The sequence below is a fragment of the Paraburkholderia sp. XV genome, from assembly GCF_020177535.1.
Lineage (GTDB): Bacteria > Pseudomonadota > Gammaproteobacteria > Burkholderiales > Burkholderiaceae > Paraburkholderia > Paraburkholderia caribensis.
The window spans coordinates 1-570 of the sequence record NZ_JAGUUD010000275.1; the positions used below are offsets into that span (position 1 = coordinate 1).

Annotated in this window: 1 protein-coding gene; it reads right to left on the reverse strand. The window is 67.4% G+C overall.

The window, feature by feature from the left end; translation table 11 throughout:
* The coding region (locus tag KFO72_RS41905) for a PAS domain S-box protein (protein WP_225034565.1) at positions 1–570 on the reverse strand (570 nt) is incomplete at both ends.

Sequence of the window (570 nt, forward strand, 5' to 3'; positions counted from 1 at the left end):
TCTCCATCGCGATGCGCTTTCGCTCCTCTTCGCGGATCGCCTCCATGTAGGCGGAAAGCTCGCGTTGCTGCTCGCGCGATTCGACCAGTTCCTGCTCCATCTGCTTGCGCCCGGTAATGTCGTTCAGCCCGACATAGATGGCGGGCGAGTCGTCGTAGGTCGCGACGCGCGCGGTCACCATCGCCCAGAACTGCGTGCCGTCCGGGCGGCGGAACCGGACCTCGGTATCGCGCAGGCTGCCCTCCGTTCGCAGATGCCCGATCAGCCGCTCGCGCGCCGCCGGGTCCGCGTAGAAGTCGGCGATGTTGGCGACATTCAAGGCGGTGCGCTCGCCCATGCCGAACAGCGCGCGCATCGGCGCGTTCGTGTACAGGATGCGTCCATCCGGCATCGACGTGATGCACAGCGGCACCGGACTCGTTTCGACGATCGCACGAAAGCGCGCTTCGCTCGCCTGCAGGCGCGCCTCCGCGCGGCGGCGTTCGTCGATCTGCGCCTGCAGGTTGGCATTGGCGCGCGCCAGTTCTTCCGTGCGCAACGCGACGCGCCGTTCGAGATCGTCGCGTACCT